Source organism: Ruegeria sp. HKCCA4008 (assembly GCF_013033125.1).
Taxonomy (GTDB): domain Bacteria; phylum Pseudomonadota; class Alphaproteobacteria; order Rhodobacterales; family Rhodobacteraceae; genus Ruegeria.
On record NZ_WQDM01000007.1, the window covers coordinates 19,971 to 46,083 of the forward strand.

25 protein-coding genes and 2 pseudogenes are annotated in these 26,113 nt (G+C 60.4%); 13 read left to right on the forward strand and 14 right to left on the reverse strand.

Features of this window, described 5'->3' with window-relative positions; translation table 11 throughout:
* The first annotated feature begins 22 nt into the window (after positions 1-22).
* Entirely contained in the window at positions 23-832 is an 810-nt protein-coding gene (locus GOW60_RS15055; protein WP_171229909.1) for an SDR family oxidoreductase, read from the forward strand.
* A 23-nt stretch (positions 833-855) separates the two neighbouring features.
* Here the strand turns inward: GOW60_RS15055 and GOW60_RS15060 are convergent, their stop codons facing one another.
* From GOW60_RS15060 to GOW60_RS15090, 7 genes are all read right to left on the reverse strand, one after another.
* Positions 856-2,166, reverse strand: coding sequence for a pitrilysin family protein (locus tag GOW60_RS15060; protein ID WP_171229910.1), 1,311 nt, complete (start codon positions 2,164-2,166; stop codon positions 856-858).
* The gene (locus GOW60_RS15065) at positions 2,163-3,503 is read right to left on the reverse strand and encodes a pitrilysin family protein (RefSeq protein ID WP_171229911.1); all 1,341 of its coding nucleotides are present in this window, start codon (positions 3,501-3,503) and stop codon (positions 2,163-2,165) included. Before GOW60_RS15065 ends, GOW60_RS15060 begins: the two co-directional genes overlap by 4 nt.
* An 81-nt stretch (positions 3,504-3,584) precedes the next feature.
* A complete protein-coding gene (locus GOW60_RS15070; RefSeq protein ID WP_152459364.1) occupies positions 3,585-4,100 on the reverse strand; it encodes a DUF3035 domain-containing protein in 516 nt (171 codons plus the stop codon).
* Positions 4,101-4,150: 50 nt separating this feature from the next.
* The gene (lspA, locus tag GOW60_RS15075) at positions 4,151-4,627 is read right to left on the reverse strand and encodes a signal peptidase II (protein ID WP_170346676.1); all 477 of its coding nucleotides are present in this window, start codon (positions 4,625-4,627) and stop codon (positions 4,151-4,153) included.
* A complete protein-coding gene (gene purH / locus GOW60_RS15080; protein ID WP_171229912.1) occupies positions 4,627-6,216 on the reverse strand; it encodes a bifunctional phosphoribosylaminoimidazolecarboxamide formyltransferase/IMP cyclohydrolase in 1,590 nt (529 codons plus the stop codon). The genes lspA and purH overlap by 1 nt, the downstream gene beginning before the upstream one ends.
* A gap of 22 nt (positions 6,217-6,238) precedes the next feature.
* Complete coding sequence (locus GOW60_RS15085; RefSeq protein WP_152459367.1) at positions 6,239-7,978, reverse strand: heparinase II/III family protein; 1,740 nt, start codon at positions 7,976-7,978, stop codon at positions 6,239-6,241.
* A 90-nt stretch (positions 7,979-8,068) separates the two neighbouring features.
* Positions 8,069-9,328: an RsmB/NOP family class I SAM-dependent RNA methyltransferase gene (locus GOW60_RS15090; protein WP_171229913.1), complete on the reverse strand. Its 1,260-nt coding sequence runs from the start codon at positions 9,326-9,328 to the stop codon at positions 8,069-8,071.
* Between the two features lie 88 nt (positions 9,329-9,416).
* Here GOW60_RS15090 and GOW60_RS15095 point away from each other — a divergent pair, with 88 nt between their 5' ends.
* Complete coding sequence (locus GOW60_RS15095) at positions 9,417-9,599, forward strand: DUF1674 domain-containing protein (protein WP_152459369.1); 183 nt, start codon at positions 9,417-9,419, stop codon at positions 9,597-9,599.
* 4 nt (positions 9,600-9,603) lie between these two features.
* On the opposite strand, the gene GOW60_RS15100 is transcribed toward GOW60_RS15095, so the two are convergent.
* Positions 9,604-10,458 carry a LysR family transcriptional regulator gene (locus GOW60_RS15100; RefSeq protein ID WP_171229914.1) on the reverse strand — a complete coding sequence of 285 codons (855 nt, stop codon included), beginning with the start codon at positions 10,456-10,458 and terminating at the stop codon, positions 9,604-9,606.
* 99 nt (positions 10,459-10,557) lie between these two features.
* Here GOW60_RS15100 and GOW60_RS15105 point away from each other — a divergent pair, with 99 nt between their 5' ends.
* From GOW60_RS15105 to GOW60_RS15115, 3 genes are read left to right on the forward strand one after another with little or no spacing between them, the layout of a single operon-like run.
* Complete coding sequence (locus GOW60_RS15105; RefSeq protein WP_171229915.1) at positions 10,558-11,694, forward strand: TauD/TfdA family dioxygenase; 1,137 nt, start codon at positions 10,558-10,560, stop codon at positions 11,692-11,694.
* On the forward strand, positions 11,691-12,281 hold the full coding sequence (locus GOW60_RS15110; RefSeq protein ID WP_171229916.1) for an HD domain-containing protein: 591 nt from the start codon (positions 11,691-11,693) through the stop codon (positions 12,279-12,281). The genes GOW60_RS15105 and GOW60_RS15110 overlap by 4 nt, the downstream gene beginning before the upstream one ends.
* Positions 12,278-12,946 carry an ureidoglycolate lyase gene (locus GOW60_RS15115; RefSeq protein WP_171229917.1) on the forward strand — a complete coding sequence of 223 codons (669 nt, stop codon included), beginning with the start codon at positions 12,278-12,280 and terminating at the stop codon, positions 12,944-12,946. The genes GOW60_RS15110 and GOW60_RS15115 overlap by 4 nt, the downstream gene beginning before the upstream one ends.
* Before the next feature lie 87 nt (positions 12,947-13,033).
* Here GOW60_RS15115 and GOW60_RS21170 read toward each other — a convergent pair.
* Both GOW60_RS21170 and dapB read right to left on the reverse strand, forming a co-directional pair.
* Positions 13,034-13,618, reverse strand: a pseudogene (locus GOW60_RS21170) (DUF2306 domain-containing protein); the annotation flags it as partial.
* A 39-nt stretch (positions 13,619-13,657) separates the two neighbouring features.
* Entirely contained in the window at positions 13,658-14,467 is an 810-nt protein-coding gene (gene dapB, locus GOW60_RS15120) for a 4-hydroxy-tetrahydrodipicolinate reductase (RefSeq protein WP_171229918.1), read from the reverse strand.
* Between the two features lie 91 nt (positions 14,468-14,558).
* Here dapB and rbfA point away from each other — a divergent pair, with 91 nt between their 5' ends.
* The 6 genes from rbfA (at position 14,559) to rpsO (ending at position 18,700) form a co-directional block, all read left to right on the forward strand.
* On the forward strand, positions 14,559-14,954 hold the full coding sequence (gene rbfA / locus GOW60_RS15125) for a 30S ribosome-binding factor RbfA (RefSeq protein WP_152459376.1): 396 nt from the start codon (positions 14,559-14,561) through the stop codon (positions 14,952-14,954).
* A complete protein-coding gene (locus GOW60_RS15130; RefSeq protein WP_171229919.1) occupies positions 14,951-15,688 on the forward strand; it encodes a phosphodiester glycosidase family protein in 738 nt (245 codons plus the stop codon). The genes rbfA and GOW60_RS15130 overlap by 4 nt, the downstream gene beginning before the upstream one ends.
* Positions 15,689-15,748: 60 nt before the next feature.
* A complete protein-coding gene (truB, locus tag GOW60_RS15135) occupies positions 15,749-16,654 on the forward strand; it encodes a tRNA pseudouridine(55) synthase TruB (RefSeq protein WP_171229920.1) in 906 nt (301 codons plus the stop codon).
* A gap of 21 nt (positions 16,655-16,675) precedes the next feature.
* Positions 16,676-17,179 (forward strand): DUF1643 domain-containing protein, encoded by a 504-nt coding sequence (locus GOW60_RS15140; RefSeq protein WP_171229921.1) that lies wholly within the window; start codon positions 16,676-16,678, stop codon positions 17,177-17,179.
* Positions 17,180-17,273: 94 nt separating this feature from the next.
* Complete coding sequence (locus GOW60_RS15145) at positions 17,274-18,287, forward strand: calcium-binding protein (RefSeq protein ID WP_171229922.1); 1,014 nt, start codon at positions 17,274-17,276, stop codon at positions 18,285-18,287.
* A gap of 143 nt (positions 18,288-18,430) precedes the next feature.
* Entirely contained in the window at positions 18,431-18,700 is a 270-nt protein-coding gene (gene rpsO, locus GOW60_RS15150) for a 30S ribosomal protein S15 (RefSeq protein WP_152459381.1), read from the forward strand.
* A 162-nt stretch (positions 18,701-18,862) separates the two neighbouring features.
* Here the strand turns inward: rpsO and GOW60_RS15155 are convergent, their stop codons facing one another.
* From GOW60_RS15155 to GOW60_RS15165, 3 genes are all read right to left on the reverse strand, one after another.
* Entirely contained in the window at positions 18,863-19,615 is a 753-nt protein-coding gene (locus tag GOW60_RS15155; protein WP_171229923.1) for a class I SAM-dependent methyltransferase, read from the reverse strand.
* A 67-nt stretch (positions 19,616-19,682) separates the two neighbouring features.
* Positions 19,683-19,994, reverse strand: coding sequence for a hypothetical protein (locus GOW60_RS15160; RefSeq protein WP_171229924.1), 312 nt, complete (start codon positions 19,992-19,994; stop codon positions 19,683-19,685).
* Positions 19,958-21,559, reverse strand: coding sequence for a BCCT family transporter (locus tag GOW60_RS15165; RefSeq protein ID WP_152459384.1), 1,602 nt, complete (start codon positions 21,557-21,559; stop codon positions 19,958-19,960). Before GOW60_RS15165 ends, GOW60_RS15160 begins: the two co-directional genes overlap by 37 nt.
* Positions 21,560-22,041: 482 nt before the next feature.
* Here GOW60_RS15165 and pnp point away from each other — a divergent pair, with 482 nt between their 5' ends.
* Positions 22,042-24,192: a polyribonucleotide nucleotidyltransferase gene (gene pnp / locus GOW60_RS15170; protein ID WP_152459385.1), complete on the forward strand. Its 2,151-nt coding sequence runs from the start codon at positions 22,042-22,044 to the stop codon at positions 24,190-24,192.
* Positions 24,193-24,736: 544 nt separating this feature from the next.
* Positions 24,737-25,168 (forward strand): annotated as a pseudogene (locus GOW60_RS21175) (Hint domain-containing protein); the annotation flags it as partial.
* Positions 25,169-25,382: 214 nt separating this feature from the next.
* Here GOW60_RS21175 and GOW60_RS15180 read toward each other — a convergent pair.
* Complete coding sequence (locus GOW60_RS15180) at positions 25,383-26,018, reverse strand: DUF1326 domain-containing protein (protein WP_171206719.1); 636 nt, start codon at positions 26,016-26,018, stop codon at positions 25,383-25,385.
* Between the last annotated feature and the right edge of the window lie 95 nt (positions 26,019-26,113).

Below are 26,113 nucleotides of genomic sequence, written 5' to 3' on the forward strand. Positions count from 1 at the left end.
GCTCCCGCCAAGGGAGGCCTACATGGATTTTTCGGGAAAAACCGTCATCGTCATCGGTGGCACCAGTGGCATCAATCGCGGCATCGCCGAGGCCTTCGCGGCCTCGGGTGCGAAACTGGCCGTGGCCAGCCGCTCGCAGGAGAAGGTGGATGACACCGTCGCTGCGCTGAAGGCGGCAGGCGCGGCCGAGGCCATCGGCGCGGCCTTTGACGTGCGCGATGCCGAAGCGGTCGCGGCGGGGCTGAAACAGTTCCACGCGGCGCTCGGCGATTTCGACGTGCTGGTTTCGGGGGCGGCGGGCAACTTCCCGGCGCTGATGGCGGAGATGTCGGCCAACGCCTTCCGCACCGTGGTCGAGATCGACCTGATGGGCACCGTGCATGTTCTGAAAGGCGCCTATCCCTATCTGAAACGGCCCGGCGGCAACATCATCAACATCTCGGCCCCGCAATCCTATCTGCCCTACGAGGGCCAGGCCCATGTCTGTGCCGCCAAGGCGGGCGTCGATCAGATCACCCGTACCCTGTCGATGGAATGGGGTGTGGAAGGCATCCGGGTGAACTCGGTGGTGCCGGGCTTCATCGAGGGCACCGAGGGCGCGAAACGGCTGGCCCCTACCCCCGACGCGGGCGAGCAGCTGCGCCGGGACGTACCTTTGAGCCGCTGGGGCACCCCGCAAGACGTGGCCAATGCCTGCCTGTTTCTGGCCTCGGACATGGCCAGCTATATCAGCGGTACGGTTCTGGCGGTGGACGGGGCGTTGTATCAGCGCGGCTCGGGCCAGTTCGGCCAGATGATGGGAGACATGCTGCGCAGCATGAAAAAGGGGTAAGCCGCAGCTTACCCCATAAAGGTTCAGTTCGTTGTTTCCAGGCCCACCGGCTTGCCAACGACGACAAAGTGCAGACCGTCCGGGTCAAGCAGTTCGGCAGCAACGCGGTTCACATCTTCCAATGTCACCGCGTTCACCTTGTCATTGCGGGTGGCGATATAGTCGATCGGCAGGCCTTCCATCTGCATTCCGACCATGATCGAGGCAATCTGACCATTGCCATCGAACCGCAGCGGATAGGCGCCGGTCAGATAGGTCTTGGCGTCGTCAAGTTCCTCTTGCGTCACACCCTCGGTGGCCGCGCGTGCCCATTCATCGCGAATTACGTCGATGGCTTCGGCGATACGGTCATTGGCCGAGGACACGGACCCAAGATAGACCGAAGCCAGATCCTTGGGCACCAGATAGGTCCCGACCCCATAGGTCAGGCCGCGCTTTTCGCGCACCTCCTGCATCAGCCGGCTTTCAAACCCGCCGCCGCCAAGAATGTGGTTCAGAACGAAGGCCGCAAAGAAATCCGGGTCATCCCGATCAATCCCGGCCTGACCGAACAAGGCCACGGACTGAGGCGTGTCGAATTCGACAACACTGACGCCGCCGGGAATGTTCACCTCGGCCTTGCCCGGGATGGGCTTGCCGGTGTCCGGCAAGTCGCCAAGCAGGGTATCAAGCAGGGTACCCAGTTCCTCTGCCGTGATATCGCCGACGGCCCCCACGTACAGACGATCCTTGGCGAACACGCCTTCGTAAGCCGCGACCACGTCATCGCGGGTCAGGGCCGAGACACTTTCGATGGTGCCTTTCCCTTCGGATCCATAGGGGTGATCGCCGTAGGCCATCTGCGCAAAGGTGAGGCCTGCGATTTCGTTCGGGTCAGTCTGGTCCGAGCGCAGGCCCGACAGAACCTGCGCGCGCACTCGGTCAACCGCATCCTGATCAAAACGCGGTTCGTGGATCGTCGTGCGCAGCAAATCGACCACTTCATCCCGGTTTTCGGACAGAAAACGCGCGGAAATCGAAACTGAATCGTCGCCGGCCTTGTATCGGAACGAAGCCGCCAGAGCTTCCAGCTCGCGGGCATAGGTCCGCGCATCCATGTCGCCCGCACCTTCTTCGATCAGCCCGCTCATCAGGTTGACCGCGCCGCGTTTGTCAGGGTCGTCCAGCGACGTACCACCACGGAACCGCAACTCCAGCGCGGTGAATGGGATGGAATGGTCCTCGACCAGCCAGGCTTTGATGCCGCCGGGCGAGGTCACTTCTTCGATCTGGATCTCGGCCAAAGCTGGCAAGGCGACCAGGCAGGCAATCAGCGTTGCAACAAACCGTTTCATTGCGTCACCTCGTCATCGCGCATCAGCCAGCCGGTGACCGACGCCTCGGGTTGCAGAACTTCGCGGGCCGCGGCGATGATCTCATCCCCGGTCGCGGCCTGAAGGATCTCGGGCCAGGCCTGAACATCGTCGACCGTCAGGCCGCTGGTCAGGGCCCGGCCATAGCGGTTGCCGATGCCGTCCACGTTGTCGCGCGCATAGGTCTGGGCGGCGCGCAGCTGCATCTTGATGCGCTCAAGATCCTCTTCGTTCACACCTTCAGCGATGAAGTCGGCCACGGCCTGGTCCATGGCGTCTTCGGCCTCTTGCAGGGAAACACCCTCGGCCGGAACGACGATCAGATCAAAGGTCGTGTCATCCAGTGAAACACCGCGATAGAACGCACCGGCATAGACGGCCTTTCGCTGATCAAACTGCAACTTTTCGTTCAGGTAAGACGTCGTGCTGCCGCCCAGCAACTCGGCCAGCAGAAACAGAGCCGCCGCTTTTTCCTGTTCGCCCGGATCGCGTTCCGGGGCCAGATAGCTGCGCTGAACGTAAGGCTGGGCCACGCGCGGGTCCTTGAAGGTCAGGCGACGCTCGGCCGTTTGCGGCGGCTCTTGGGACCGAACCCGCTCGGGCAGGTCCGGGTTGGCGGGAATCACACCGTAATACTGATCGGCAAGCGCGCGGACTTCGTCGGGGTCAACGTCACCTGTGACCACCAGAATGGCGTTGTTGGGCGCATAATGGGTCTGGTAGAACGACAGCGCGTCCTCCATGTCCAGATCCTCCATCTCGTGCATCCAGCCGATGATCGGCACGCCGTAGCGGTGGTTCAGATACTGGGCCGCACTCATCTGTTCGCCGAACAGGGCACGCGGATTGTTTTCGGTGCGCTGGTTGCGTTCCTCGAGAATCACGTCCCGTTCGGTCAGAATGTCCTCTTCGCTCAGCCGAAGGTTCCGCATCCGGTCGGATTCCATCCGCATCATCAGCTCTAGCCTGTCGGCGGCGACACGCTGAAAATAGGCGGTGTAGTCATACGAGGTGAAGGCGTTGTCGTTACCTCCATTGGCAGCGACGGTGGCAGAGAACTCTCCCGGGGCCAGCGTGTCGGTGCCTTTGAACAGCAGGTGTTCCAGGAAATGCGCCACGCCGGATGATCCGATCGGCTCATCAGCGGATCCGGCCCGGTACCAGACCATATGCTGCACGACCGGGGCACGGTGGTCTTCGACCACGACGACATCCATGCCGTTGTCCAATGTGAATGTGGTGACCGCTTCTTTCCCGTCCTCGGCAAATACCGGGGCGGCCGCGATCATGGCAGCCGACAAGGCCAGGGCCCGAACCATAGGGCATCCTCCGTTTCGTTTCTGGTATTCTAACTACGGTGACGCGGCCCGGGTTCAAGCCCGATGACGGAAAGTTAAGAATTATTCACCCGGCGGCGAAGAAGGAGTTTCGATGCCGGCCCGACGGGCGGCTTCTGTTTCCGCGAACGGATCGATCGATTGTTTTTCGTAAACTTGCCCATAGCGGTCGACCGGGAACAGACGCAGGCCGGTCCAGCGCCCCCGGCGTTTGCGGAACGCGGCGTCATCAGCCTCGACCACCTGCCGCGCATCGGGGGAAACACCATAGCGGCTGGAGGCCGTGACAAGCGCTGCATCCGAGGATGGCACAGCCGCGTTCGGGTTCAGCGCAGCAGCATTTCCGCCCAGCGCAGCCACCGCATCGGCATTTGGGTTCGGATCCGTCAGATTCGCGCCACCCGGCGTGGGTGCAGGCAAGAAGGCATAGTCTTGAGGTTGGGTCAGCGGCTTGACCGGCAGCACCGAAAACTCATCCGGCCCCGGGCCCGGAGCCTCCAGATCCCGCAGGCCGGGATTCGAACACGCCGCAACCGCAGCGGCAACAGTCAAAACAAAAAGGGCGCGCGGCATCCGCATTGGTGTCTCCAGCCTGTTTCAGGCGCTTTTATCGCATATCATTCCGCGCGTCACGAGGCCTTTTTGCCGTCAAACAGCACCAGCCCGATGGCTCCTGCAAATATGAAGACATCTGCGAGGTTGAAAACAAACGGATTGTTGATGCCGCAACAGGACATGTTCAGGAAATCCAGAACAAAGCCGTAAAGAACCCGATCCACCACATTCGCCAGCGCACCGCCGATCAGCAGGCCGCCACAAAACAGCATCAGCCTTGAATGGGCTGCACGGCTGAGCCAGACAAGCACGCCAACACAGATCGCCACGGAAACGCCGATCAGAATCCAGCGCGCGGCCTCCGAGTTTCCTTGGAAAAGGCCGAAATTGATGCCCCGGTTCTCGCCGTATTTGAACACCAGCAGCGGCGGCACAACATCGATGCCGCCGGGCTGATCGGCCACGCGCATGACGTGAACGACCAGGTATTTGCTGATCTGGTCGATCGCAAAGGCGGCCAGCGCCGCCCAGAGAAGCAGGCGTGACCGCATCAGTGACGGAAATGGCGCATGCCGGTAAAGACCATGGCCAGGCCGGCCTCATCCGCAGCGGCGATGACTTCGTCATCCCGCATGGACCCACCTGGTTGGATCACACAGGTTGCGCCTGCCTCGGCCGCTTCCATCAGGCCGTCAGGGAAGGGGAAAAACGCGTCCGACGCAACGGCCGAGCCGATGGTCAGCGGTTGGGCCAAGCCCAGCACGTCAGCCATACGTTCGGCTTTCTTGGCGGCAATCAGGGCCGAGTCCACACGGCTCATCTGGCCCGCGCCGACGCCTACGGTGGCGCCGTCTTTGACATAGACGATGGCGTTGGACTTAACGTGCTTTGCCACTTTCCAGGCAAACAAAAGGTCACGCATCTGTTCGTCGGTCGGGGCCTTCTTGGTCACAACTTTCAGATCATCCATGCCGACAAAGCCGTTATCCTTGTCCTGCACCAGCAACCCACCGGCCACCTGACGCACGGTTTTCCCACCGGCGGTCACATCCGGCAGCGCTTCGGTTGTCAGCAGGCGCAGGTTTTTCTTGGCGGCAAAGATTGCCTTGGCCTCATCCGATGCGCCCGGAGCGATCACGACCTCGGTGAAAATCCCGGTGATCTCTTGCGCGGTCTCGGCGTCCAGAGGCTGATTCAACGCCACGATACCGCCGAAGGCAGAGGTGCGGTCGCAGTCGAAGGCAGCCTTGTAGGCCTCAAGCAGGGTTGCACCCCTGGCCACGCCACAGGGGTTGGCATGTTTAATGATGGCGCAGGCGGCGCCCTGCTGGGGGTCAAACTCGGCCACCAATTCAAAGGCCGCATCCGTGTCATTGATGTTGTTGTAGCTCAGTTCCTTGCCCTGATGCTGGATCGCGGTCGCTACACCGGGCCGATTGGTGCCGTCGGTGTAGAACGCAGCCTGCTGATGGCTGTTCTCGCCATAGCGCAAGGTTTGTTTCAATTCACCGGCAAAGGCGCGGCGCTTGGGGGCTTCAAGCTCCAGCGCATCGGCCAGCCAGTTGGACACTGCCGTGTCATAGGCAGCCGTACGGGCATAGGCTTTCTGCGCCAGCTTGCGGCGGAATTTCGGACAGGTCGCGCCTTCGTGCTGATCCATATCGCCCAGCAGTTTTTCGTAGTCTTCAACGTCCACGACCACGTTTACGAACGCATGGTTCTTGGCCGCCGCGCGGATCATCGCCGGACCGCCGATGTCGATATTCTCGACGCACTCATCGTAACCTGCGCCTTTGGCCACGGTTGCTTCAAACGGATACAGGTTCACAACCAACAGATCGATTGCACTGATGCCGTGTTCGTTCATGGCTGCAACATGGGTATCGTTGTCGCGCAGGGCCAGCAGCCCGCCATGCACCATCGGGTGCAGGGTCTTGACCCGGCCATCCATCATCTCGGGGAAGCCGGTGATCTCGCTGACATCCTTCACCACAAGCCCTGCATCGCGCAGCGCCTTGGCCGTGCCGCCGGTCGACAGCAGTTCGACCCCGCGCTCGGCCAGCGCCTTGCCCAGCTCGATCAGCCCGGTTTTGTCGGATACGGAAAGCAACGCGCGGCGCACGGGGTGAAGATCGGTCATGGGTCCAAAGGTCCTTTTGGCGTCAGTCTAACTCGGGCTCGTCCCGATGCGTATCGCGCACGGCATAGGCTGTGTCCTGTGCCTTGCTCAGAGTCCACCGGGTGCGCGTCGCATACTCCATTGCGCGCCCGGATAGAACGATCTGTTTTGTCGCGCGTGGCTTCAAACGCCCTTTTTCAAGGTAAACGCTTGGCTCGACGGACAATTTTCCAACGCCGTCATGGCGGAAAACCCAGATTTCACCGCTTTTGAGCGCCATCGACACCGCCGCACCGCCCAAATCCAGCGCCGCATCGACATCCGGATGCAGGTGAAACCGGATGTCATAGCCAATGCCTTTGAGGCCCGAAGCGTCCATCGCCTTGTCAAATTGACGCTTTGCCTTGTCGGTCGCCGTCAGCAGAATATCCTCGACCGTCAGCTCGCGCCCGTCAAATCGCAACTCAAAGGTCCGCGCATGGGTCAGACCAAAGACCTTGGCATACCCATCATGCCCCGCCATGAAGCGGATGCCCTCGAACGCATCCTCGAAATCAACGGGCACCTCCTGTGGTGCGTCCACCAGCGCCTGCGCTTCACGCCCCGGCACCGGGTTGGCCAACCGGGCGCTTGAGAACCCATCCAGACAAAGCGTCGAGTGCGACGGCGTCGCCCGTCCTGCGCGGCGCCATTCCAGACCGAAACTGGCCCCCGACCCGCAATTCACGATCAGCGGCCGCCGCCCCGAGGTCAGCTCGAACGCCAGAGTAGAGGCATGCGCATTGTACGAGGCCGCCCCCGACGGCGGTATGCTGGCATCCACGATCACCGTGGTGCGCGCGGCCGACAGACGGGCATAGCCCATCGGCAATTCGGTGGCCGCCTTGTGTTTGACGCCGCTTTGCGCAAGGGCCTGTTCCAGTCGCCCCTCGACGCCGCGCCCGCCACCATGGAACCGCGCCAATGCCCCATCCGCATGGCGCAGGCTGCGCAGGGTCGGCGCGATCCGTTTGATCGCATTGGCCTGGGCGGCAGGCGTCCCTCGCCCAAGATCATTCAACGCCGCCGAAGTCCAGCTGAGCAGCGTGAACACCTCGAGCAATTCTTCCGGGTTGCGGGTCGGAATTCCGCCCTGCGCATCCACCTGACGGTCACATTCTCCGGCCAGGGCGCGCAGGGCCGGGTCGGCCATCCGCTCCAGCCCCTCCAGCGCCAGCCCGGCCTGCACCAGTCCGGCCAGCGCCTCGAACCGGGGCAGACCCGGGGTCGCGGCATGCCAGCGTTTGGACAGAAACCATGTTTGCTGGGCCAGCGAGCGGAAAAACAGTTTGCTTTGTTTTTCATCCGCCCCCCGCAGCAGAAAAAGCGCGTGGTTGATCCAGCGCATCACCCGACGTCCGGTCAGATCAGGCGCCCAGCCGGGCCCTTGCCCGCGGCCATGAGATTCGATCCATCCCCAGACCCAGCGCTGCGCCTTTTCCCGCGCACGCATGTCTCCGACCGCGGCCAGATCATCCAGCCACGCAAAGCCGTGACGTTCTTCGTCAAAGCCGGCGCTGGGGGCAGTGACGTCCCAAAGCCCGGTATCTTCGGCCTCGACCAGATAGCCGGCGAACAACAGATTTCCGGCAACCAGTTGCCGGCCACGTGCGAACGAACCCACCGAGCGCGGATCCGGTTGCGCAACAAACCCTGTGACCGCCTTTTGCCGCTGGCTCAGGCGCGCATAGAAACGGTTCTGAAACCGCATCCACCGACTGGCCATGGTGTCTGATTTCGACATGACGCGTGTTACTCTGCCCCTTGCGCTCTGCTGGCGCTTGAGACCCAACGATAGACCGCGCCGATCGTCAAGTCATCGAAAAGCGTGCGTTCAGACGGATTTGGTCAGACACGCGATATAGAACCCGTCCATACCACCCCGATCCGGCCAATAATCCGGTCGCAATCGCAAGCCGCCTTCCTCGGTGATCCAATCCGTTTCGACACCGGGTAAGTTCAGCGCGTCGCGATCCACGCTCATGTCCGAATACATGTCCAGCGCCTCTTCCACCTGAACTTCCCCCTCGTCCGGCAGCAGGGAACACGTGCAATAGACCAGACGCCCACCGGGTTTGAGCAAGCCCCACGCATGGGACAACATGCGCGACTGGAGCTCGATCAGGCCGCCGAATTCCGAACCGTCCTTGGCAAACGGCAAGTCAGGATGTCTGCGAATCGTACCCGTGGCCGAGCACGGCGCGTCCAGCAGGATCGCGTCGTACCGGTCTTCGTGTTCCAGCGCATCGCCCACGATGACCTTCGCCCTAAGGCCGGTCCTTGCAAGGTTCTCGCGCACCCGTTCCATCCGTGAGTCCGACACGTCTAGTGCCGTGACATCAGCCCCTGCGGCCGCAAGCTGCATCGTTTTCCCACCCGGCGCCGCACACAGATCCAGAACTTTCTGGCCCGCCTTCGGGGCCAGAATGCGAACCGGCAATGCGGCTGCCGCATCCTGCACCCACCAGTCTCCGGCCTTGTACCCCGGCAGGGTCGAGACCTGACCCGCATCGTGCAACCGCACCGACCCGGTCGGAAGGATCTCGCCTGAAGGGCCTTCCGCCCCGGGTTTCAAGGTAAGGTCCAGTGGCGCACCCGCGAAATGTGCCTGCTCGATTCCGGTTACGGCATCCGTGCCCCACGCTGCGATCAGCGGTTCACGCAACCAGTCCGGCAAACGCGGAACGCGCATCTTCGGCCACGCCTCGGGGCCTTCTACCGCAACCTTGCGCAGAACGGCATTCACCAACCCCTTGAGGCGGCCATGCTTGCGCGAACGGCTGACGATCTCGACCATGGAATTGACGACGCCATGGGCGGCTTCGCCGTTGCAAAGTTCGACCGCACCCAGTCTCAGCGCGTTGTGGACCGTCAGAGCGGGTGTTCGGTTCAGGTGGTTGGCCAGCAGACGGTCGGCCCGTTCCAGCCCACGCAGTGTTTCCAACGCCAGTCGCTGGGCACGCGCGCGATCCTCGGGTTCCAAGCGATCCACTGCGCCCGCCGCCAGACACTCGGCCAGCAGGCGACCTTCGCCCAGAACCTGATCCAGAAGATAGATTGCGCTGCGCCGTGCTGCTGTCGCGCTGTTAGACATGGTACCGCCTTCATGTGACCTGCGTCCGCATTGCCAATGGCGGACGCGGGCGTATATCAAGACTGCGCAAGGAAAGGAACCCGATGTCATGAGTGACGACCGCAAAGACTTGCCCCCCGCCGCCCAGCGCGCCCTGGCCGAAGCGGAAGAACGCCGCCGCAAAGCCAAAGCCGAGGCCCGGGAATTGCCGAAAGAGCTGGGTGGCCGAGACGGACCGGATCCGGCCCGCTATGGTGACTGGGAAAAGAAGGGCATCGCCATCGATTTCTGAACGGTCAACCACGCAGCGCATTCAGGAAATCCTCGATCAGGGCACGCTGTTTTCTGGACTTCGCCCGGTCTTCAGGCCAGGTCAGCCAGTACCCGTCTTTGGTGTGCAATTCGGGTAAGTCCAGCCGCCGCAACCGCCCCTCTTGCAGGTCGGCAAGGGCCAAGGGAACAGATCCCAAAACCACACCCATGCCGCGCCGCGCAGCCGAAATCGCATGTTCCATCGAATCAAAGCTGATTTTTGATTGCGGCAGGTCCAGCTGGCCGTTTTTCTGGCTCCATTCTCTCCAGCCGGGGCGTTCTCCGCGCAGGTCAATCAATGGAGCGCCCCAGTCGACACCCGGCGGCGCCATGGGGGCAAGGACCTCAGGCGCGATCAGGTCGGCATCACGCCCGGCCCAGATGCCCCGACCATATCGGATTTGCAGCCAGGTTCGTTCTTCGTCCAAAGACGACCGGCGCGCGACCGAGTCGGTCATCACCCGAACCTCTGGCTGCATCTCGTGAAACCGGGTCAGCGCAGGCAGAACCAGTGCGTGGATGTTCGACGACAAGCCGGCCACGCGCAGCTCACGCGGGGATTTGCCAAACAGGTCCTCGGTATTGCGCTCCAGCGCGCGAAGGCTGTCCTGCACCAAAGGCAGATAGCTTTCGCCTTCGACCGTCAGTGACACGCCCCGCGCCTCGCGCACGAACAAGGATCGGCCCAGCCAGGCTTCGAGGTTGCCGATCCGCTGGCTGACAGCGGCCTGCGTCAGCCCGAACTCCTTGGCTGCTGCCGAGAACCCACCAAGGCGCCCCGCGGCCTCGAACACGCGCAGCCAGTCCAGTGGCGGTAGCCCGATCTTTTTCTTAGCCATTAGATTTTCCAAGCCTCAGCCGAAATAAGGATTAATTGTCGTAATGCCATTAACAGCGTATCTGCTCAACCAAAGCTCGCGCCGAACAGGAGACCCCAAATGCTGCGCACCGCCACCCATGACACTTCGGTCGTCACCGTCGCGTTCGACACAGGAACGCAAGCCCGCTTTCACGCCGTCTGGTTGCGCGACAACGCGCTGGACCCGGAAACCCGCGCCCCGGGCAACGGCCAGCGGCTGATCACCATCGGCGATATCCCTGCTGACATCTCGGTCAGTTCCGCCGAGGTTGTCGCGGGCGGCCTTCAGGTCACGTTCCAGCCCGAAGACAAAACCGTTACCTTCCCGGCCGAATGGCTGGCCGAACACAACTATGACTGCGAACGGGACGACACGCTGGGCCGCACCGGCCCCGGCATCATCACCTGGGAAGGCGGGATCGCCGCACCCAGTGGCGACTGGAACGAGGTTCATGCCAGCCCTGCGGCCAAACGCAACTGGCTGGCGTCTGTAGCAAGTTACGGCTTTGCCAAGCTGACGGGCGGTCCAACCGAACCAGAATCGCTTTTGAAAGTGGCCGACCTGTTCGGCTATGTCCGCGAAACCAATTATGGCCCTTATTTCGAGGTTCGGACGGAAGTGAACCCGACCAACCTCGCCTATACCGGGCTTGGCTTGCAGGCCCACACCGACAACCCCTATCGCGACCCTGTGCCGACGCTGCAAATCCTCTATTGTCTGGAAAACAGCACCGAAGGGGGCGACTCGATCGTAGTCGACGGCTTTCGCGCTGCCGAAAAGCTGCGTGCGCAGAACCCTGAAGGTTTTGCGCTGCTGGCAGGCTACCCGGCGCGGTTTGAATACAAGGGGTCAGACGGTGTCTGCCTGCGGTCTCGCCGTCCGATGATCGAATTGTCGCCGGATGGCGAACTGGTTGGCATCCGCTTCAACAACCGTTCCTCAGCGCCATTCGTGGACGTGCCTTTCGACAGGATGGAAGCCTATTACGCGGCTTACCGCCAACTGGGCGAGATCATCGACGACCCGGCCATGGGCGTGTCGTTCAAACTGGAGCCGGGCGAAAGCTTCATCGTCGACAACACCCGTGTCCTGCATGCACGGTTGGGCTATTCCGGTGCCGGTTCGCGCTGGTTGCAGGGATGCTATGCCGACAAGGACGGGTTGCTGTCCACACTGGCGGCGATGGAGATGACGCAGCCGGAGGCAGCGGAATGAAGCCTGATTTCTCGACCCTGAACCGGGACAATATCGTCGCCTTCATCGGGGATATCTTCGAACGCCGCGGCGGTGAGGAATATCTTGGCGAACCCGTCACCATGGCCCAGCACATGCTGCAAGGCGCCACCATCGCCGAACAGAACGGCCAGCCTGAAGAGATCATCGTCGGCGCCTTGTTGCATGATATCGGCCATTTCACATCCGAGTTCGGGACCTACCACCCCGATGATACCGAAGATCGCCACCATGAGGATGCGGGTGCTGAGGTGCTGGAGCAGTTCTTCCCTTTGGTCATCACAGATTGCTGTCGATATCACGTGGCCGCCAAACGGTATCTCTGCGCCACCAAGCCCGAATATTTCAACCGCCTCTCTGCCGCCTCGGTCCATACCCTGGAACTGCAAGGCGGCCCGATGAGCGCCGAAGAAGTCGCCGCCTTCGAATCCAATCCGAACCTGAAAGAGATCATTCAGGTCCGGTACCTGGATGAGGCCGGCAAACGGGCGGACATGGAGACACCGGATTTCGCCCATTTCGCACCGATGGTGCAGCGCATGGTCGACAAGCACCTGGGGGCATCATGACCGCACCCGAGTACATCTTCGAGGCCAGTTCCAAGCCATCCCTGCCGTGGCACGAGGTTCCCCTGATCCGGGCGACGGACAACACGGTTAGGGGGTACGGCTGTTTGGTCGACGACCCCGAGACCTTTGAAATCGAGATCGTACGCTGGCCGCAGCAGGGCTGGCGACCGATTGACGACGGCACGGGTGACGAAGGCGGCTGGGTTGAAGGCACGTTCAAATGCGATTGGCAGGGTGACGTGCTTTACGGTGAGAACGAGGCAGTCAAAGGCCATTACGTGCTGGGTTGGTCCGCCGACCCTCAGCAAGCGCAAACCGACCGACAAACAGCGCCGCGGGATCAAGTGTTGCTGTGGCATATGAACTATCACCCCGATGGCGGGCAGATGTTCTGGCCGCTGGACAACAAGCCCTTCATCGTGCCCGCGGCCCTGCCTGGCGACAATCTGACCCCGGACAAGGTGGTGGCATTCTGGTGTGACGGGTCAAAGGGGCTCTATATCCATCCCGGCATCTGGCACGAGGGGATTTTCCCGGTCGAGGACAACCAGCGTTTTCTGGATCGTCAGGGCCGGGTCCACGCGCGGGTCAGCGCCGATATCGGCAAAGAGTTCGGCGTTTATCTGGCCTGCCCGCTGCGGGCGGACAAAGTCAGGGATTTGTGACCAACGCCCCCCCTGATGCCTCGGGCGCCGGCGTGCAATCCAGATCTGCACGGCCAGCAGATAAGGCACAAAGAACGCGAAATTCTGCACCAGATCAAAAGGGCCCGAGAAATCGGGCTCTGACCCCCACCCGCCGGTCAGCAGATACCAAAGTGTGTAATGCACGCGGTAAAGCCACGACCCCAACGCCAGCCAGAACAGCCGCAATCCCCATGCCCAATGGCCTGCGCGATCCCCTTCCAAAGCCCTGCGCGCCACCATCAGCGCAGCCGTGAAAAGACACAGCCCGTACAGCAAAAAGGAGGCAGACATCAGCGGCCCTCCGATGGTTCCGCGCAGGGGAATATAGATCATGCCCGCCAGCCCGGTGATCCATGCCAGCGCCACCAGACAGGCTCCCATCATGCGGTGAAATCGATTGTACCTGAGCCGCAGCCCCTTCAACAGTTGAAGGGGAACGAGTGCAACCAGAAAAGTACCTGCCAGAATGTGCACCAACATCGCGGCATTACCGACATTCTTACCATCAGCGAACAAATAGCTGTGCCGGGCGGCGTCCTGCGACAGGCCTTTGCCGATCATTCCAACGCCATGCGCAACGAATGGCAACAGTGTCAGGTAAAACACCGCAAGCAAAATGCCGGTTGCCAGTCCAGAGCGCCGAATCCTCATGAATCAAAGCTTAGCGTCGGCGACCGCTTCGTCTATGGCTCACAACCCCAGCACATCCACCATGTCATACTGACCGGGCGCCTTGCCCTGCCCCCACAGCGCCGCCTTCAGCGCACCACGGGCAAAAATCGCGCGGTCGCTGGCCAGATGGCGCAGGACGATGCGCTCTCCGGGTGCGGCAAACAGGACGTCATGTTCACCAACGATGTCGCCGCCGCGAATGGCGTGGAAGCCAATGTCACCACGCTTGCGCGCACCGGTGATGCCATCCCGCCCCCGATCGGCCACATCCGACAGTTTGACGCCACGCCCCTTGGCAGCGGCCTCGCCCAACATCAGCGCGGTGCCGGATGGTGCGTCCACCTTGTGATGGTGATGCCCTTCGATGATTTCGATATCAAAATCCTCATCCAGCGCAGCCGCGACTTTCTTGGTCAGTTGCACCAGCAGATTGACGCCAAGGCTCATGTTCCCTGCCCGCACGATCACCGCGTGGCGCGAGGCCGGTTCCAGCGCGGCGATCTGCTCATCCGTCATGCCGGTTGTGCCGATCACATGCACGCAACGCGCCTGCGCGGCCAAAGCGGCAAAGTCCAGCGTCGCCTCGGGCGCGGTAAAGTCGATCACCGCCTGTGCCTGCGCGAAGGCTTCCAGCGGGTCATCGGTAACTTTGGCGCCCAGCGCCTGGCCACCCATGGCTTCGCCCACATCCTGACCGACCCAGTCATGCCCCGTGCGCTCGACCACGCCGACCAGTCGCGCCTGATCGCTGTCGGTTACGGTCTTGATCAGCATCTGCCCCATGCGGCCCGAAGCCCCTGTGATGACGATACCCGGAATATGGGTCATGGCGGTATTCCCTTGCTGCAAACTGCTCAAAGCCTCCTACCCCGTTCGCGCCCGCTTGGCAAAGCCCCGGTTTGCGCTTAGATCGGGGATTATGGCAAAGAACAAATTCCACGATGGCCCCGGCCCGTCCCAACGACAGCTGCGCGTCGGCGAACTGATCCGCCGCACCCTGTCCGAGGTTCTGGCGCGCGGAGATGTCCACGACCCCGACCTGAACCGCATGTCGATCACCGTAGGTGAGGTGCGCACCTCGCCTGATCTGAAAATCGCCACCGCCTATGTGCTGCCGCTGGGCGGCAAAGGGCAGGAGGACGTGATCGATCTGCTTGCCCGCAACAAAAGTGAACTGCGGCGCATGGTTGGCAAAAAGGTCGGCCTGAAATTCTCGCCCGATCTTCGGTTCCGCCTTGATGACACGTTCGATCGTCTGGACGACACCCGCCGCATGTTCGAACAGGACGCGGTGCGCCGCGATCTGGACGAGTGATCCGGGCATTCGTCACATTGGGCGCGGTTGTCTGGGCCGCGCAAGCCTCTGCGGTCACTTGTGAAAAGCTGACCCATGACGACAAGCGCTATACCGTCTGCGAAGTCGACGCGGCAAACGAAGACCTGCGCCTGTTTCTCAACGACGAAAACGGGGATCTGCTGGGGCATTTCTCGTCGGTGAACGAGGCGCTGGCCCCCGGCGGCAAGCGTCTGGCCTTTGCCATGAACGCGGGCATGTACCACGATGACCGGTCGCCCGTCGGCCATTATGTCGAGAACGGCAAAGAGGTCATGCGGGTGATCTCCAACCCCGGCCCCGGCAATTTCGGCCTGCTGCCCAACGGCGTATTCTGCATCCGCGAGGGCCGCGCTGACGTGTTCGAGACGCTGGATTTCATCGACCAGTCCCCTGACTGCCGGTTTGCCAGCCAATCCGGCCCGATGCTGGTGATCGATGGTGAACTGCACCCCCGGTTCCTGCCCGATTCGACCTCGCTCTATGTGCGCAACGGGGTCGGTACCAGCGCCGATGGCACCCGTGCGGTGTTCGCGATTTCCGAAGATTACGTCACATTCCACGAATTCGGCCGTCTGTTCCGGGACGTGCTGGAAACTCCGAATGCGCTGTTCTTCGATGGCAATATCTCTCGCATGTATGACCGTGCGAACAATCGGTCCGATGTCGGGTTTTCGCTGGGGCCGATCGTGGGTGTGGTCGAAGATGCACCTTGAAATTGACAGGACGATGGCGATCCGCTAGGTCGCGCGCCTCAGCAAGATTGAAGGTGCTATATGGGACGCAAACGCAAGGGTCGCGACATTTCCGGCTGGCTGGTGGTGGACAAGCCCGCGGGCATGACGTCGACCGCCGTGGTCAACAAGGTGCGCTGGGCGATGGATGCCAAAAAGGCGGGCCATGCGGGCACGCTTGACCCCGAAGCGACCGGCGTTCTGGCCGTGGCTCTGGGTGAGGCGACCAAAACCGTTCCCTACATCACGGATGCTTTGAAAGCCTACACCTTCACTGTCCGTCTGGGCCAGGCCACCAACACTGACGATGCCGAGGGCGAAGTGATTGCCGAAAGCGATGCCCGCCCGTCAGACGAAGACATCAAGCGGGCGTTGACCCCGTTTCTGGGCGACATCATGCAGGTTCCGCCCAAGTTTTCCGCCGTGAAAATCGACGGCCAGCGCGCCTATAAACTGGCCCGCGACGGCGAAGACGTGGAACTGACAGCCCGGCCTCTTTGGGTCGAGGAACTGATCCTTGTCGACCGCCCCGACCCGGATCACGTGGTGTTGGAGATGACCTGCGGCAAGGGCGGTTATGTCCGCTCGATCGCCCGCGATCTGGGTGAAGCGCTGGGATGCCACGGCCACGTCCGGGAACTGCGCCGGATCTGGTCCGGACCGTTCGAGGCCGAAGACTTGTTGAGCATCGAACAGATCGACGAAATGGCAAAGACCACGGCGCTGGACGACTATCTGCACCCGCTGGAAGCCGGCCTGTCCGACCTGCCCGAGCTTAAATGCACCCCCGAAGGCGCAACCCGCCTGCGCAATGGCAACCCGGGCATGGTGTTGGCCTCGGATGTTGAATACGGCGACGAGGCATGGGCCTCGCTGGATGGCAAGGCCGTGGCCGTGGGGGTTTACAAATCGGGCGAATTGCATCCCAGCCGGGTGTTCGCCGCCTGAACCACGTGTTAGGCGAAAGGCATGATCACCCGAACGCACACCAAGGGCGATGCGCCCTCGACCGCCATCTATTCCGACTGCGAGAAATACCGCTATAGCCTGACCCGCGTGTGGGACCCGGCAGGGCGCAAGGCGCTGTTTGTCATGTTGAACCCGTCAACCGCGACCGAAGTGCAGAACGACCCGACGGTTGAACGCTGCGAACGTCGTGCCCGGGCGCTGGGGTTCGGCGCGTTTCAGGTGACCAACATCTTTGCCTGGCGCGACACCGATCCGCGCAAGATGCGCGCTGCTGCCGATCCGGTAGGCCCGGAAAATGACGCCGCCATTCTGGAAGGTGTTCGGTGGGCCGATCAGGTCATCGCCGCCTGGGGCACCCATGGTGCGCATCTGGACCGGGGCCCGGCGGTGGAAACCCTGCTGCGCAACACCGGCCAGCCACTGTTCCATCTGGGCTTGACCAAAGACGGTCACCCCAAGCACCCGCTTTATACCGCCTACAGCCAACAGCCCAAGCAATGGTGATAAAGTATTAACCATTTCAATAACTTGGCTTTGACCCGATTGCCGATTGCATGGGATGTTCACCCTCGGAGCATTCTGCGATCGGAGAGGTGTCATGTTTCTGGCCGGATTGATCGGACTCGCCGCCATCGGCGGTGCCGCATACGCGATGAGCGACATGCTGATCGAAGACGAGGACGTTTCAGAGGACGGGCCCAACGAGGACCCGGAAACGGAACCCGACACCGGAGAGTTTCTTGAGATTGGCGAAAACGTCGAGGACCCGGTGAATCCCGACATCGAAACCCAATCCACTGGCACCGTAATCTCTGAATTCGAAGGAGACCTCGTGATTGCCGGCAGCGATGGCCCCGACCAGATCACCGGGCAGGACGGTGTCGACCAGATCAACGGGTTTGGCGGCGATGATACCATCGACGGCGGCAAGGGCGATGACGTTCTGCATGGGGGCGAAGGTACGGACACGATTTCGGGCGGTCACGGTGATGATGCTCTGCACGGAGAGGCGGATGACGACTTTCAGTTCGGCAATGAGGGGGACGACGCCCTGTTCGGCCATTTCGGGGACGACACCCTGGATGGCGGCGAAGGCGAAGACGAACTTTATGGCGGTCAGGGCGACGATACACTGACGGGCGGGGCCGATGATGACGCGTTGCAGGGCGGGTTCGGAGACGATTCCCTGAACGGTGGCGCAGGTGAAGATACGGTCTTTGGCGGCGACGGCGATGACTTTGTCTTTGGCATCGAAGAGGGCGCAGCCGAAAAGGACTTCCTGAATGGCGGCGCCGGTGACGACACCATTGTGGCAGGCGGCGGGGATGTGGTTGACGGTGGGCAGGGCGCCGATGACATCGTGCTGAGCCCGGGTGACGAAGACGTGACCCTCATGGGATTCCAACCCGGTGAGGACAAGCTGCTTGTCACCTGGGAGGATGAGGCCGACCCGGAGATCGAGGTGGAACCCGACGCTGAAAACGCCAACCTGACCCGGGTCATGATCAACGGTCAGGAAGTGGCGCAGGTATACGGGGCCCAAGGCATGACGGTGGCCGACATTCAATTGATCACCGAAGCGCAACTGGCCCAGTACGGGCAGATGGTCTGAGCCCGCAAATTCCCTTTGCCATTTGGTGAAAATGCGCTTATACGCGCCCATCCGCATCGGAATCGGTGCGGTTTTCTCCATGGGCCTGTGCTGGACGACATCCCGGCCTGCGCCATCAACTCTAACCTTTGAAGGAGACCCCGATGTCGATCACTGCTGAAGAAAAAGCACGCGTCATGAAAGAATTCGCAACCAAAGAGGGCGACACCGGTTCGCCTGAAGTACAGGTTGCCATCCTGACCTCGCGCATCACCACTTTGACCGAGCACTTCAAGACCCACAAGAAAGACAACCACGGTCGTCGCGGTCTGCTGAAGATGGTTGCCCAGCGCCGCAAGCTGCTGGACTATCTGAAAGGCAAAGAAGAAGCACGTTATCAGGACCTGATCAAAAAGCTGGGCATCCGCCGCTAAGCGCTTTTTGCAAATGACCTGAAACCGGGTTTTCCGGTTCAACGCCCGCCAACCGGCGGGCGTTTTCCGTTGGACCCACCGCAAGCGATACATCCCCCTTAACTTGCCAGAGCAGCTGAACATTCCGTGGCCGTCAGGGAATGCCCGTTGCGGCACTTTGTTTTAGGCTCTCTGCGTGTTTTCCCAGCGCGTGGCATAGTCACTTTGCGACACACTTGCACTTGTCTTGGTGCCGGCAACAGGTTTTCGAACCACATAATCCAGAAGAACAGGCAATCCCGGACCAAAAGTTCCCAGCGGTCGCGGACGTTTCTTTGTCTTGTTGGGATCCGTCATCTTCACCACGTCACGGGCGGCATATGGCCTCAATGGCTGCCACACACATTTCAGAGCCTCATAGTTCATGGCGTTGACCCAAAAGCCGTACACGATCTCTGGGCAAATCTGATAGAAGCCGTGATTGATCCAGTTGTTCGATGGCGAATGTGCGATGAACACACCGCCGGGCTTCAGCATCTTGTCGATGTTCCGGTAGGCGGTCGGCAAGTCGAACACGTGCTCGCATGTTCCACCATCATAGATAACGTCAAACCGACCAACCAGGTTTTCAGGCAAATCTCCCGCGAGATCCTGAACGATGCTCGCACCTTCGAAATCCGAAAAATCCAGCGAATCCACTTCCGAGAACCCAAGTTTCCGAAAGAACGTTTCCGAATATCCATCATCCGGGTTGCAAAGGTCAGCTTCGGCCACTCCGGGCAGGTATTTCTGCAAGGTTTCCCTGAACAATGCGGCGGACGTAGATCGGCGCGCACCGATCCAATCCTGCCGCCCAAGCATCAGAAAGCTACCTGACAGGTCATTGGATTTGACATCTTCGATCAGGCGCGCAGCCAGGACATCAACAATTGACAATCATTCCTCCGAAGGGTGGTCCAAAGCGGTTTTCTTCGCGTGAACGTCCTATTCTGAGGATTCAATGTCAACGCAATAGCAATATTCCGGAACATGCGGCAAAGCGGGCAAGTTTCCCGGCCAGCGTAAAGTTGGCAGCTTCCCTGCTTTGCTTACATCCTGCCCCCGGGTGTTCGGCATCCGGCATCAAACGCAGCGCCCGGCCCTTGCGGTTTTCTTCGCGCTGGCGGGTGTATGACTCCGGTCCAGACACCGCGCAGATCAATTCACCATACGCAGGCTCCACAAAACCGAAGACGCCCACCAATCGGCGGGCGTCTCGTTGATGGAAAATCTTCGGCTCTACATTTTCGCCTTTTCTGATTTCAAGGCCAGCCACAGGCAGTAGCACATTATCAGAACCACAAGCGTAAAGGGGATGCCGGTTGAAACCGCCGCGCCTTGCAATGCGGAAAGACCGCCTCCCAACAGCAATGCGATGGCAACCAAGCCTTCCAAAGTGCACCAGAACACGCGCTGAACCACGGGTGCGTCCATCTTGCCGCCTGCGGTGATCGTGTCGATCACCAAAGATCCGGAATCAGACGAAGTGACGAAGAAGATCACGATCAGGACTAAGGCGATCGGGGCTACGATGCCGTAAAGCGGCAGCTCCTTCAGGAAACCGAACAGCGCTCCCTCGGGGGCGTAGCTGTCGATCACGGTCGCGCGCACACCTTCTGCTCCGCCTGCGTTCAACATGTCGATGGCCGCGCCACCGAAGGTCGACATCCACAGGGCACAGACGGCTGTTGGCGCCAGCAGCGCACAGATTACGAACTCGCGCACCGTACGGCCCTTTGAAATGCGGGCAATGAACATGCCAACAAACGGTGACCATGCGATCCACCATGCCCAGTAGAAGGTCGTCCAACCGTGGAAATAGCTGGTGTCTTCTCGTCCGAACGGGTTCGACAGCGCGGGCAGGTGCAGCACGTAATCAGTCATCACGTTAAAATACCGCGCGATGGCGGTGCCTATTCCTGTCACAGCGATGACGAAAAGGAACAGCCCCACGGCCATGATCATATTGATCTCACTCAGCCGTTTGACGCCCGCATCCATGCCCAGCAAAACCGAGCCCAGCGCGATCAACGTAATGCCAATGATCAGCAGAACCACGACGGTGGGGCTGGGTTCGATGCCAAAAACCTCGTAAAGGCCAGCGGCAACCTGCTGAGCACCCAGGCCAAGCGATGTGGTCAATCCGAACAACGTGGCAAAAACCGCCAACGTGTCGATGATATGGCCCCACCAGCCCCAGACCCGTTCACCCAGAATTGGATAGAAGGCCGAACGCAAAGTCAGGGGCAGGTTCAGATTGTAGCTGAAAATCGCCAGGCTCAGGCCGACTGCGGCGTAAACCGCCCAGCCTTCCAGCCCCCAATGGTGAATGGTTCCAACAACGCCGATATACTCATTGCCCGGAACAGCGATATCGATACCCAGTGGGCGCGCATTCCCGTCTTCGGCAAAGTTGTAGTAGACCGGCTCCATCACACCGAAAAACAAAAGACCGATACCAATACCGGCGGCGAACATCATCGCGATCCATCCGGCGTAGGAATAATCAGGCTTGGCGTCCTTGCCGCCGATCCGCACACTGCCGACGGGCAGGATGATCAGAACGAGGCAAAACAGGGTGATTGCATCTACCGAAAGGACCAGAAACCAATCGAACGTGCTGGTCAGCCAAGGCCGGAGCCAGCCGAAAAACGTAGCTGCGGCCTCTTGGTTGGCCAATGCGATCAGAACGAACGCAAAGATCATGATACTCGAGATCAGAAAGACCGGGTTGTGAATGTCCAAGCCAAACGGCCGGACGTTATCCTGCCCCAGTTCATATTCCGTTTCGAAGTCGTAAATCCGGGGGTCCGGATCCAGCATCTTCTTTGTTTGTGCCATTCGATTGCCCTTCTGTTCGCTGTCTGCAAACGCCAAGGTATTCGGTCGGCGGACGGGAATGAGTTAGTTAACCCCCTTGGCGCGTTTCCGTCATTTCGACCGCAGGCTTAGTGATAAGAGCTTATACTGCCTTCATATTTTTACAAAATGCATTCGATTGCGGATATGTTAGCGCTACATGCTGTTCCGGGTTCCCGTAACCCCGGACCTGAAGAACCAACAGCGACTTGATAAGTTGAACGTTGTTCGGGCTTGAAACTTTTGCACCCGGTGGCAGCATTAGCCAGTCCCGGCATGAAACGGCCATCCGATGCAGTTTCGCTTTCCTTCCAACGCATTCTCATGTATGCGCGCGGTATCTGAGACGTTGTGCCCTGACCCCGGCACTCGAATGGAAGATAAATTGGGGTCGGCGGCAATGGGGCCGCCACGCAAAACGGGAGACCCGCAGGGGCGGGAGTGCTCCCATCTAGGATACGCATATGTTTGATGTAACGAAGAAATCGATGCAGTGGGGCGAGGAAACGCTTACACTGGAAACCGGCAAGGTTGCCCGTCAGGCTGACGGCAGCGTGATCGCCACCCTGGGCGAAACCAGCGTCATGGCCAACGTGACCTTCGCCAAGGAACAGAAGCCCGGTCAGGACTTTTTCCCGCTGACCGTGCATTACCAAGAGAAATACTATGCCGCCGGCAAGGTTCCGGGTGGCTTCTTCAAGCGCGAAGCGCGCCCGACCGAGAAAGAGACGCTGACCGCGCGTCTGATCGACCGTCCGATCCGTCCGTTGTTTGTTGACGGCTTCAAAAACGAAGTCCTGGTGATGTGTACCGTGCTGAGCCACGATCTGGTCAACGATCCCGACATCGTTGCGATGATTGCTGCTTCGGCTGCTCTGACCATCTCGGGCGCGCCGTTCATGGGCCCGATCGCGGGCTGCCGCGTGGGATACACCGACGGTGAATATGTCCTGAACCCAACCGTGGACGACATGCAGGACCTGCGCCTGAACCCCGAACAGCGTCTGGACCTGGTTGTGGCCGGCACCAAAGACGCCGTGATGATGGTGGAATCGGAAGCGTACGAACTGTCCGAAGCGGAAATGCTGGGTGCGGTGAACTTTGCGCATGAGCAGATCCAACCGGTCATCGACCTGATCATCTCGCTGGCGGAAGAAGCCGCGAAAGAGCCGTTTGACTTCCAGGCGCCGGATTATTCCGAGCTTTATGCCGCAGTTAAAGCCGCCGGTGAAGAACAGATGCGCGCCGCCTTCGCGATCACCGACAAGCAAGAGCGCACCGCCGCTGTTGCCGCCGCCCGCGAAGCGATCAAAGAGGCGCTGACCGAAGAGCAGCTGGAAGACGGCAACCTCGGTTCCGCGATGAAAAAGCTGGAAGCCGGCATTCTGCGCGGCGACGTCGTCAGGGGCGGCAAGCGGATCGACGGTCGTTCGACCACCGATGTCCGCTCGATCGTTGCGGAAACCTCGATTCTGCCCCGGACCCACGGTTCTGCCCTGTTCACCCGCGGTGAAACACAGGCGCTGGCCGTGACCACGCTGGGCACCGGCGACGATGAGCAATTCATCGACGCGCTGCACGGCAATTTCAAATCGAACTTCCTGCTGCACTACAACTTCCCCCCGTATTCGGTGGGTGAAGTTGGCCGCGTTGGTTCGCCCGGCCGTCGCGAGATCGGCCACGGCAAACTGGCATGGCGCGCGCTTCAGGCGGTTCTGCCTGCGCCGACCGATTTCCCCTACACCATCCGCGTGGTGTCGGAGATCACAGAATCCAACGGATCAAGCTCGATGGCCTCTGTCTGCGGCGGTTCGCTGTCGATGATGGATGCGGGTGTTCCGCTGAAAGCACCGGTTGCCGGTGTGGCCATGGGTCTGATCCTGGAAGATGACGGTGAATACGCTGTTCTGACCGACATCCTGGGTGACGAAGACCACCTGGGCGACATGGACTTCAAGGTTGCGGGCACCGAAAACGGCATCACCTCGCTCCAGATGGACATCAAGGTTGCCGGCATCACGCCGCAGATCATGGAAACCGCCCTGGCACAGGCCAAGGAAGGCCGGATGCACATTCTGGGCGAGATGGGCAAAGCCCTGTCCGAGACCAACGATTTCTCGGTCCACGCCCCGCGCATCGAGACCATGAACATCCCGACCGACAAGATCCGCGAAGTGATCGGCTCGGGCGGCAAGGTCATCCGCGAGATCGTCGAGGTTTCGGGCGCCAAGGTCGACATCAACGATGATGGCGTGATCAAGATCGCCTCGCCCGATGGTGAGTCGATCAAGAAGGCCTATGACATGATCCATTCGATCGTGGCAGAGCCTGAAGAAGGTCAGATCTATACCGGCAAAGTCGTCAAGATCGTCGATTTCGGCGCCTTCGTGAACTTCTTCGGCAAGCGTGACGGTCTGGTCCACGTGTCGCAGATCGAAAACCGCCGCCTGAACCATCCGTCGGATGTTCTGAAGGAAGGTCAGGAAGTAAAGGTCAAACTGCTGGGCTTTGACGACCGCGGCAAGGTCCGCCTGTCGATGAAAGTGGTCGATCAGGAAACTGGCGAAGAGATCGTTCCCGAGAAGAAAGAAAAGAAAGAGGAAAACGCAGAGTAATCTGCCCCTCTGACAGACAGCGGAAGGCCCCGGTTTCATCCGGGGTCTTTTTGTTTGCGCGGCAGCAGGACGGTTAACTGCGTCGCAACTTTGGTAAATCAATTATTAACACTTATTGCGTGTATTGGCTCAACCTTAAGGGGGATATTGCCGTTTTCAAGGAAGCTGTTCGACCGTGGCATCGATTACTGTTTACGAAATCAGCGCAGACCCGTTCAGCAACCGCAGTGTTGATATTACTGCTGCGTATTCGGTCGACGTCACGGATAATGACGCTCTGCTGCAAGATCCCGACCCGGATGGCAGCTCGCAACTTGACCTAGGGTCTCTTCCCGGCTTTTCCGGCTCGACCCAGAATTTCAGTACTTTCGAAAACTACACAGGAACGGTCGATGGCGCGCCGGTCACGTTCATCCTGATCCAGTTTTCAAACCCGCGTTACATCATAGTCACTTCGGGTCAGGCCGAACTGAATGACACGATTTCAGATACCAGTTTTGCCGGCACCGCGCCGCCATCCGCGTATGACACTTTGCCTTCTTTCGTGTGTTTCACCTCAGGATCTCTGATCCAGACACCAACTGGGCTGCGCCGGGTCGAGGCGCTGGAGCCCGGCGACCCGGTCATCACCGCCGGCGGCCATGCCCGCCCGGTCCGCTGGATCGGCAAGCGCCGGTTGTCCGCGGCTGAGTTGCGGCGAAACACGCACCTGTCCCCTGTACGGATCAAGGCGGGCAGTTTCGGGTCGAACAGCCCAAGCCGCGATCTCGTCATTTCCCCACAGCACCGGATTGCCGTGACCTCGACCATGATGGAGCTTATGCATTGCGAAGCGGCGATGCTGGCCCCCGCAAAGGGGCTGATCAATGGGCATTCCATCGTTCAGGAAACGCCCGCACATGGGGTGGAGTACATTCATATCCTCTTTGATCAGCATGAGTTGGTGAATGTCGAAGGACTCTGGTCCGAGTCCTTTTACCCCGGCGACACCAGCCTTGGGGCAATGGCACCCGCCACCCGAAGCGAGCTGTTCGAACTGTTCCCGGAACTTGCCAATGGTGAAGGCAGTTACGGTTCGACCGCATTGCCGGTCCTCAAACCTTTCGAAGTCCGGGTGCTGTCGGCGGATCTGGCGGTTCCGGGCTGGAAAGTCCGCCCCAATGAATCCGCGAAAGCCGCCTGACCGCAGGTCAGTGCGCGACACCACCGGGGCCATGTTTCAACAGGTGCCACTGGCCGTAGCTGTCTTTCAGATCCAGTTTGATCGCCGCATCGGCTCGGGTCGAGGCGCTGCCGATCTCGGCAATGGTGAATTCGATCCCACCGGGAATATCGATACGTACACGGTGTTCGCCGCCACCATGCGGGGCCTGAATCGGGCGCCCGGTCGACTTTAGAACGTCGCCAACAGTAACACTGGCCGTTCGTCCTTCGATATCCATCTCAAGCTCGATCGGCAGGTACAGCGTGTCGTGCACCGTCTCACACATGGCCCGGAACACGTACCAATGGGTTGCCATCTCTTCGGTTTCTTCGCCGTGAAAGACTTTTTCCAACGCATCGCGCTGCGCCGGTGAGGCCGCGGGGTCGACGATCACCTGCATTTCGCCGCCACCTTCGAATATTGGCCCGGGCCATGCATAGATCAACGCAGCCTTGGTTCCACTCAGATCCGTTTCGCCAAAATATCCGGAGGATATTTCAAGCACCTCGAAGCCGCGGCAATCGCCATGCGTCGGCAATTCCTCGAACTGGCAGGGGCAGGCATAGCCGCAGTTGCAGTTTCCGAAGCTTTCTCCCTCGACGTACCAATCTGTAAAAGCCATGGTTTTCTCCTGTTCAGGACAGTCAGAAAGCCCGACATCGTTGGTCACATGCCCGTATGTTTCCGCAAAACAAACTATCACAACTTGATTGCAAT